Genomic DNA, 8408 nt, shown 5'->3' on the forward strand with positions numbered 1-8408 from the left:
TGTTCGGTTCGGTCTCCCCGGCCGCTGCCGGGGCTTTCATCGGTGCGCGGTCGCCTATCGGATTCGCAGTCGCTTCATCAGGACGACCGACGCGGAGAGCAGTTCGGCGTACGACTGGTAGGACATGGCGCCGAGTGGTGCCAGGTCGAGGTAGCGCTGGCTGACCAGGGCCTGGACCTCGGTGTACTTGAACAGGCCCTCACGGCCGTGGCGGCGGCCCACGCCGGAGTCCTTCATGCCGCCCATCGGTACGTCGTGGGAGGCCATCGAGGCGGCGTAGCCCTCGTTGATGTTCACCGAGCCGGCCCTGATCCGGGCGGCCAGCCGCTCGCCGCGGGCGAGGTCACGGGTCCACACGGAGGCGTTGAGCCCGTAAGAGCTGTCGTTCGCGAGCTCGACGGCCTGTGCCTCCTCGGTGAACGGCTGCACGCTCACAACCGGGCCGAAGGTCTCGGTGGCGCACAGGTCCATCTCGGCCGTCACTCCGGTGAGGATGGTCGGCTCGTAGAACAGCGGCCCGATGTCCGGCCGGGCGCGGCCGCCGACCACCACGGTGGCCCCCCGTGCCACGGCCTGCTCGACGTGCCGGGTGACCAGGTCGAGCTGGCGCCGGAAGGTGAGCGACCCCATGTCCACGTCGAAGGAGAACTCGATGCCCAGCCGCATGGCCCGGGTGGCCTCCGCGAAACGGCGCAGGAAGCGGTCGTGGATGCTTTCGTGGACGTACAACCGCTCGATGGAGATGCACAGTTGGCCCGCGTTGGCGAAGCAGGCCCGCACGGCACCGCGCACCGCGCGCTCGACGTCCGCGTCCCGACAGACGATCATGGCATTCTTGCCGCCCAGCTCCAGGGAGCAGGAGACCAGCCGCGGTGCGACCCGGGCGGCGATCGCGCGTCCCGCCGCGGTGGAGCCGGTGAAGGCCACGTAGTCCGCTTGGTCGATCAGCACATCGCCGATCTCCGCGGGTTCGCCGAGCACCACCTGCCAAAGCCCCTCAGGCAGCCCGCACTTCTGCAACAGATCCACGCACCACAGCACGCCGAGCGAGGTCTGGGTGTCTGGTTTGTGCACCACCGCGTTGCCCGCCAGCAGCGCGGGCACGACGTCGGTGACCCCCATGCTCACCGGGTAGTTCCAGGGGGTGATCATGCCGACCACACCCTTGGGCCGACGAGCCTCGCGCACCCGGGTGGCCACCGGCACCACCCCCTGCCGGCGCACGGGGCGCAGCCACCGCGGAGCCCGCCGGGCGTAGTACAGGGCGCAGAGCGCGACGTCGAGCAGCTCCTCGTAGGCGTGGCGCCGCGCCTTCCCGGTCTCCAGCTGGATGATGTCCAGCAGTTCCGAGCGGCGTTCCATCAGCAGGTCGACGAACTTCAGGAACGGCTTGGCCCGCTGCTCGGGCCGGGTTTGCGCCCAGGTCAGCTGAGCGGCTCGGGCCGCCTCGTAGGCGCGGGCGACATCGGCCTTGCCGGAGATCGGGACCGATGCCAGTGGCTCTCCCGTGAAGGGGGTGTCGATCTCCTGCTCGGCTCCGCTCGAGACCACTCGGCGGGAGATCTCCCGGAACCGGAAAGGCTCGGTCGGGTGCACTCTGACGTCGGACACGCGTACCCCCAAATGTTCTCGGCCGAAATCGGCGCCGGAGGCGCCCGGCGATTCCCCACTTCGCAACGCAACGTTGCGTTGCACTTTAGCCGCGGGCCTGCCCGCATAACAAGTCCCGACCAGCGACGACCACCCTCACCCCCCACCGGCGCGCCCCGTTCACCCCCGTTCCTCTAGGCTTCTCCGCTGGAGACGATCCGATTCGTTCCAGACGGGCGGGCACCGGTGGGATGAGCGGTCATGCTGGGAGGCGGAAGACGTGGGACAAAAACGCACCCTGGACAGCGTCGAGAGCAACAGGGGACCTGGCCTACAGCGCCGGGACCTCCAGGCCAGACGGCGCATCATGGAATCGACCCTCAAGCTCCTCGAGGAGCGCGGCTACGCAAGCATGACCATCGAACAGGTGGCCGCCGAGGCGCAGGTCGGCAAAGCGACCGTCTACCGGTCCTGGCCCAACAAGGCCGCTCTTGTACTGGACGCGGTCCGCGGCCGCCTACCGGACGTGCCGACCGCGGAGACCGGGAACTCACGCGAGGAGATGCTCTCCGTGGCCAAACAGGCGCTGGCGGGCTTTTTCGGCTCGCCGGAGGTCCAGGCCATGCTGCCGGCGCTGGTAGCCGACACGGTCCGCAACCCCGAGCTCCGCCGACGGCTGCGCGAGGAGATCATCGAACCCCGCAAGGCACGCTCGCGCGCGGTGCTGGAACGGGCGATCTCACGAGGAGACCTGCCGCCGGACACGGACATCTCCTTGGTCCTGGAGATGTGGGCGGGCGCGATGATGTTCCGAAGCGTCTACTTCGAGGACTCGTTCGACGACAGTGTCCTGTCCCGGCTCGTGGACGCGACCATCTCCTCCCCTCCCCGCCTTCCCCGCACGGGACCCTGACCGGCCTCGCGGGCACCCCTCGCTCCACTTCCCCGTGTGGGCGGCCGATCAATGCTCTTCATGATGCCAGCCCGTTCCCGCTGTTCCCACTGGCGATCACCCGAAAGTGCCGGTAGGAGCTTGGGGTAAACCACGAACCGTGGCCTGTCCCTCCGACTCAGAAGGCCGCCGGCCCGCCAGGGTGGGAACCCGGCGGGCTGCCCGCACGCCGGGCACGGCACCGGATCGTCCTGGTCCGTTGTCAATGAGTCAGTAATTCTGGAAGGCGGGTCGGCGGCGAGGCGGCCTTGCCAGCCGGGCCGAGGCGGACCGGGAGAGCTCGGCGGTGCTGGAGGATGAGCTGCGCGGGGTGTACGAGGACCGCCGCACCAGGCGGCAAGCTCCTGCGGGAGTGGATGGCCGCCGCGAAGGAGTGGCTCGCACCGAACACATTCGCCGGCTATGCGGACTGCCTCGAGCGGGACTTGATCCCCGTGTTCGGCTACTACCACCTGCCCGACCTGCGGGACCACGACTGCGCGGCCTTCGACCGGGTGCTGCCCTCCGGCGACTCCCTCGACCACGTCCGGTAGCTGCGCCGCTCCGGCCGCACCGTGCCGGTTCTCTTCCCCACCTCCCGCGACCGGATAGCAGATCGGGTCACCGCGGGGCTGGCAGCTCGGCCGCAGCGCTGGTGATGGTGTTCAAGCTGGTCGAGTCCGCTCAGGCCCGCTGGCGTGCGATCACCGGCGCCCACCTCGTGGCCCTGGTCCGCTCCGGCACCAGGTCCGAGAACGGTGTCCTCGTCTCGGTGTGAGGTCTCAGGACATCGTTGACCATTCGTTCTCAGGACATGGTTGACCGTCCGTGTGATCGGTGATCTTCTACGCCTGGCTCGGATCGGTGACGTTGGGGCGGGGATGTATCAGCAGGCGACGGTGGTGTACCGGTATCGGGCGGTGCGGGAGGTACTCGGCGGCTCGCCGATCGGGGAGGTAGCTGCGCGCTACGGCACGTCCCGGCAATCGCTCCACACGTGGCGGAAGAGGTTCGAAGAAGCGGGCCTGCCCGGGCTTGCCGACCGGTCGCGCCGGCCCAGGACCAGCCCGACCCGGTTGCCGGCCGAGGTAGAAGCGCTGATCTGCGATGTCCGGCGGCAGCACCCGCGCTGGGGCGCCCGGCGGATCAGCCACGAGCTGAGCCTGCGCGGCCTGGATCCGGCGCCGTCCCGAGCGACCGTGCACCGGGTTCTGGACCGCAACGGGCTGACCCAGCCGCAGGAGCAACGGCATGCGCGCGTCTACAAGCGCTGGCAGCGCGAGGCTCCGATGCACCTGTGGCAGCTCGACCTGGTCGGCGGGGTGCCGCTGGCCGACGGTCGCGAGTGCAAGATGGTGACCGGCATCGATGACCACTCACGGTTCATCGTGATCGCCGCGGTGGTGGCGGTGCCGAGCGGACGTGCGGTCTGCGCGGCGTTCACGGCGGCAATGCGCCGCTACGGAGTGCCCTTCGAGGTGCTGACCGACAACGGCAAACAGTTCACCGGCCGCCACAACCGACCCCAACCGGTCGAGGTGCTCTTCGAACGGGTCTGCCGCGAGAACGGCATCACGCAGAAGCACACCAAGCCACGCTCGCCCACAACGACCGGCAAGATCGAACGCTTCCACAAGACCCTGCGCGCCGAACTCCTTGATCACGTAGCACCGTTCGAGTCTCTGGCCGCCGCCCAAGAGGCCATCGACTCCTGGGTTCACGCCTACAACCATCAACGACCCCACCAGGCACTGGACATGGCTCGGCACCGGCGCGTTCGTGGCCCCGAGCAAGATGACGCTGAACGACCTGCTGGACATCTGGCTCAAGAGCGCGACGCGCGACGTCGAGGAAGGGACCGCATCCAACCACGAGAGCGCGATGGTCCCGGTGCGCGCCCACAGCGGCCACAAGGAGCTCCAGAGTCTCACCAAGGAGGACATCGAGGCCCTCGTGGACTGGATGCTGACGAGCGGTCGTCGTCGCGGCGGGCGGCCCGGCACCGGACTCGGGGTCAGGAGCGTGCGGCTGGCGCTGGGCCGCCTGCGCGCCGCACTGAACCTCGCCGTACGTCGCGGCCTGGTGGTGCGCAACGTCGCCCAGCACGTCACGGTCTCACGCGAAGCCAAGAAGAAGGCGGAGGCGAACAAGCTCAACAACATCCCGTGGCACGAGGCCGAGGTCAAGACGTTCCTCGGTGCCATCAAGGGTCACCGCCTCTACGCCGCGATGATGCTGGCGCTCATCGCCGAGCGCCCCGCCGAAGTCTGCGGCGCGCGCTGGGACGAGGATGTCGACCTCAACTCAAGCGGCACGATCGCCGTCCAGAACACTCGCACCATCGTCTACGACCGCACGCTGGAGAAGGGATCGCGCAACAAGGTCGTCGAGAAGGACACCAAAACCGAAGCCGGAAAGCGCACCCTTCCCCTGCCGGCACCCGCCCTCAAGGCCCTGAAGAATTTCAAGGCGATCCAGGCGGCAGAGAAAATCGCGGCCGGATCCGCCTACAACGACACCGGATATGTTCTCGTGGACGAGCTGGGAAACCCACTCAAGACGGACAAGCTCCGACGCGAGGCGTACAAGCTCATGGAGACCGCCGGCGTTCGAAAGGTTCGCTTCTACGACGCCCGCCACGCCACGCTCTCCTGGATGGCCAACAACGGTGTCCCGGACACCGTGGTCTCCGCCTGGGCCGGTCACTCGGACCTCAGCTTCACGAAGCGGGTCTACGTGCACCCCGACCCGCAGAGCCTCAAGGCAGGCTCGGAGAAGCTCGGCGAGCTGCTCGGCTGACCATGATCATCACCGATGTGAGAAGTTGTGAGAGGCAGGCCCTGAAAACGATCAAGGGCCCCGCTCCACTCTCGTGAAACAAGGCCCTGACCTGCGACAATGGAGCGAACTCCAGTCGGGACGACAGGATTTGAACCTGCGACCCCTTGACCCCCAGTCAGGAGAGGTTTCCCTTTTCCTGCCTGAAATGCGCTCGCGCACACGTCGTGCGTGTGCAGATGAGCATGTTACGCGCACCTCGTGCGGCAGTGCGCATGACGTGTGGTCCCCAGCTGGTCCCCAAGTCAGGGGCTTGACGGAGGGTCCGAGTGGCGCTCATGTCTCCAGGGTAGCGCGACTCCGACCGTGGATCCAGCGATTCCCCCGGATCGCCCAGAAAGTCACCGGACAGGGAGTCCGTCACCGCCGAGCGGAATCAATCCGACCTGACCGAAGGCCAGCCAGAGAATAGGCGTCATAAATCCCGGCATCTCTCATTCCCTGCGGGCTCACGGAAATTCACGGCGCTCGTTGTCGCCCATTTCGAGGACCGCTCCGAGGCTCGACGCCGCCGCACCGCACGTGCTCCGGGTTGTACGAGCCCAACAACCCGCGGCTGGCAGGCAGACCGCCTTCCCCCGGTCCGCGGCCTCCCCTTCGGGCAACGAAGTCGTGAAGGCCGCTGCCGCGCGATCAAGCTCGCCTACCCTCCGAACGCGCACCGTGATCTCTCTCGCGGCGTGTCGCCAGCGCATGTCCCGACCAGTCGATCTCGCCGTGCTCCACGCCCCGCCCCGCACGCTCTGAGTCCTCGGCGTCGGCCTCGGCGGGGCGGCCGAACAGCACGGTGACCAGGGAGATGCCGACCACCAGGCCGACGAGCTGGGCGGCGACGAACGGCAGCACCGAGCCGGGCGCGATGCCGGCGAAGGTGTCCGTGAACGCCCGGCCGATCGTGACGGCGGGGTTGGCGAAGCTGGTGGAGGAGGTGAACCAGTAGGCGGCGCCGATGTAGGAGGCGACTGCGGCCGGGGCGAAGTGCGCCCGGCCGGCGCGGGCCAGGCCGAAGATCAACAGGACCAGGCCGGCGGTGGCGACGACCTCGCCCAGCCACAGGTGCGGTGCCCAGCGGTCGTGCGTCGACCAGCGTGCGAGCGGCTCGGCGAACATCGCGTCCGCCAGCACAGCCCCGCCGATCGCCCCGGCGACCTGGGCCGGGACGTAGGCCGCGACCTCCCGCAGTCCAGGGCCCTCGCCGCCGCGGCGGCCGGTCCACCAGGCGGCCAGGGTCACGACCGGGTTGAAGTGGGCGCCGGAGACCGGGCCGAGCAGCAGGATCAGCACACCGAGGCCGAACACGGTCGCCAGCGAGTTGGCCAGCAGCCGCACGCCGACGTCCTGGGACAGCCCGGTGGCCTGGACGCCGGAGCCGACCACGACGGCCACCAGCGCGCCCGTCCCGACGAACTCGACGGCCGCCCGGCGGCCGAGCGGGGCCGTCCCGCTCATCCGGCCCCTCCGGCGGCGACCGGGGCCTGGAGCAGGGAGGAGAGCTTAGCCAGAGCGGCGGGCAGCACCCAGTAGTAGACCCAGGTCCCGCGCCGCTCGGAGCCGACCAGCCCGGCCTCGCGCAGGACCTTGAGGTGGTGGGAGATCGTCGGCTGGGACACGTCGAACGGGCCGGTCAGGTCGCAGACGCAGGCCTCGCCGCCCTCGTGCGATGCGATCAGCGACAGCAGCCGCAGGCGGACCGGGTCGGAGAGGGCCTTGAACATCTTCGCCAGGTCGACGGCGGCGTCCTCGCCCAGCGGCTCGCGGACCATCGGCGAGCAGCACGCCGCCGCGTCGCCCTGGCCGAGCACCGGCAGTTCCAGATTCGACATGCGTCTATGTTGACAGTCATCTATTCATGGAGCAAGCTCGCTGTATCGACAGTCTTCGAAACAAGACCTCGAATCGGGAGACCGCCATGTCCCGCGTCCAGCTCGCCCTGCGCGTCGCCGACCTCGAAGGCTCCATCGCCTTCTACTCCAAGCTCTTCGGCACCGAGCCCGCCAAGCGCCGCCCCGGCTACGCGAACTTCGCCATCACCGAGCCCCCGCTCAAGCTCGTCCTCATCGAGGGCGAAGCCGGCGAGGACACCCGCCTGGACCACCTCGGCGTCGAGGTCGAGAGCACCGAGCAGGTCACCGCCGCCACCACCTGGCTGCAGCACGCAGGCCTGACCACCTTCGAGGAGAACAACACCTCCTGCTGCTACGCGCTCCAGGACAAGGTCTGGGTCCACGGCCCCGGCAAGGAGCCCTGGGAGGTCTACGTCGTCAAGGCCGACGCCGGCGCTCTCGACAAGAGCGCCGCGGGCGCTCCGGACGCCTGCTGCGGGACTTCCGCGTGCTGCACTCCCGACGAGCAGGCCCTCGACCCCGCCTGGAACCCGGCCGAGGCGAAGGCCACCGCAGGTTGCGCGTGCGGCAGCTGACGCCAGCAGGGTCCAGCCCGGACCGCGTCCGCACTGTTCGGGCCGTCCGGCCCAAGTCGGTGGCGATCCCAGCGGTCCAGCCACCGACGGGACCTCGGCGGCGGGGGGTGAGGGGCTAGGGTCGGGCCATGTCGAACACTTCGGTCGAGCAGGAGTACCGGGCTCTGCTTCCGCGCCTGCTCGTGCTCTACCCTCACGCCATCGCTGACGCATCGCAGCGGCGGATACGCCAGTCGCACGCCGAAGTCGGACACCTCGCCCACGGCTGGTACATGCGCTGCCATCGGGGTGTCCTGGCGGTCCTGGCGCTCGAAGCAGCGGGCCTGCAGGTCGAGGCCGCACCGACCCGCCGTTCGGTCCTGGAGCATGTGGTCGCCTTGAAGTGGCTCGCGGAGCAGGGCGGCATCGTGGCCGACATCCTGCGCCGCGGGGCGGCCCACGATGCCAACAAGCGCAAGGCCGCGGTGAAGGCCGCGAACTGGACCTCGGTGGACACGGCCCTGTTCGACGCCGTGATCCACGATGGGCAAAGTCTCCAACGCCGCTGCGTTATGGCGTGAGTGCGCAGGTCAAGGGGGCTTGAACGAGGCAACGGGACACCTGTAGATCAACGATCGGCGAAGAAAGTCG

8 protein-coding genes and 2 pseudogenes are annotated in these 8408 nt (G+C 68.9%); 7 read left to right on the forward strand and 3 right to left on the reverse strand.

What is annotated here, in order from left to right; translation table 11 throughout:
* Positions 1-54: 54 nt before the first annotated feature.
* Positions 55-1695, reverse strand: coding sequence for a succinic semialdehyde dehydrogenase (locus ACGF12_RS28700; RefSeq protein ID WP_393036067.1), 1641 nt, complete (start codon positions 1693-1695; stop codon positions 55-57).
* Between the two features lie 262 nt (positions 1696-1957).
* Between ACGF12_RS28700 and ACGF12_RS28705 the strand changes: the two genes are divergently transcribed.
* The 5 genes and pseudogenes from ACGF12_RS28705 (at position 1958) to ACGF12_RS28725 (ending at position 5320) form a co-directional block, all read left to right on the forward strand.
* A complete protein-coding gene (locus tag ACGF12_RS28705; protein ID WP_393036070.1) occupies positions 1958-2503 on the forward strand; it encodes a TetR/AcrR family transcriptional regulator in 546 nt (181 codons plus the stop codon).
* 395 nt (positions 2504-2898) lie between these two features.
* The gene (locus ACGF12_RS28710) at positions 2899-3075 is read left to right on the forward strand and encodes a hypothetical protein (protein ID WP_393036089.1); all 177 of its coding nucleotides are present in this window, start codon (positions 2899-2901) and stop codon (positions 3073-3075) included.
* 71 nt (positions 3076-3146) lie between these two features.
* Positions 3147-3299, forward strand: a pseudogene (locus ACGF12_RS28715) (IS256 family transposase); the annotation flags it as partial.
* 103 nt (positions 3300-3402) lie between these two features.
* Positions 3403-4284, forward strand: a pseudogene (locus tag ACGF12_RS28720) (IS481 family transposase); the annotation flags it as partial.
* Positions 4285-4315: 31 nt separating this feature from the next.
* On the forward strand, positions 4316-5320 hold the full coding sequence (locus ACGF12_RS28725; RefSeq protein WP_393036074.1) for a tyrosine-type recombinase/integrase: 1005 nt from the start codon (positions 4316-4318) through the stop codon (positions 5318-5320).
* 672 nt (positions 5321-5992) lie between these two features.
* Here ACGF12_RS28725 and ACGF12_RS28730 read toward each other — a convergent pair.
* On the reverse strand, positions 5993-6808 hold the full coding sequence (locus ACGF12_RS28730) for an aquaporin (protein WP_393036077.1): 816 nt from the start codon (positions 6806-6808) through the stop codon (positions 5993-5995).
* The gene (locus ACGF12_RS28735; RefSeq protein ID WP_393036079.1) at positions 6805-7182 is read right to left on the reverse strand and encodes an ArsR/SmtB family transcription factor; all 378 of its coding nucleotides are present in this window, start codon (positions 7180-7182) and stop codon (positions 6805-6807) included. Before ACGF12_RS28735 ends, ACGF12_RS28730 begins: the two co-directional genes overlap by 4 nt.
* Positions 7183-7268: 86 nt before the next feature.
* Between ACGF12_RS28735 and ACGF12_RS28740 the strand changes: the two genes are divergently transcribed.
* Together ACGF12_RS28740 and ACGF12_RS28745 are read left to right on the forward strand one after the other, a co-directional pair.
* Positions 7269-7778, forward strand: coding sequence for an ArsI/CadI family heavy metal resistance metalloenzyme (locus tag ACGF12_RS28740; RefSeq protein WP_393036082.1), 510 nt, complete (start codon positions 7269-7271; stop codon positions 7776-7778).
* 128 nt (positions 7779-7906) lie between these two features.
* Entirely contained in the window at positions 7907-8338 is a 432-nt protein-coding gene (locus tag ACGF12_RS28745) for a hypothetical protein (RefSeq protein WP_393036085.1), read from the forward strand.
* Positions 8339-8408: the final 70 nt, after the last annotated feature.

Source organism: Kitasatospora sp. NPDC048296 (assembly GCF_043201815.1).
Classification (GTDB): Bacteria; Actinomycetota; Actinomycetes; order Streptomycetales; family Streptomycetaceae; genus Kitasatospora.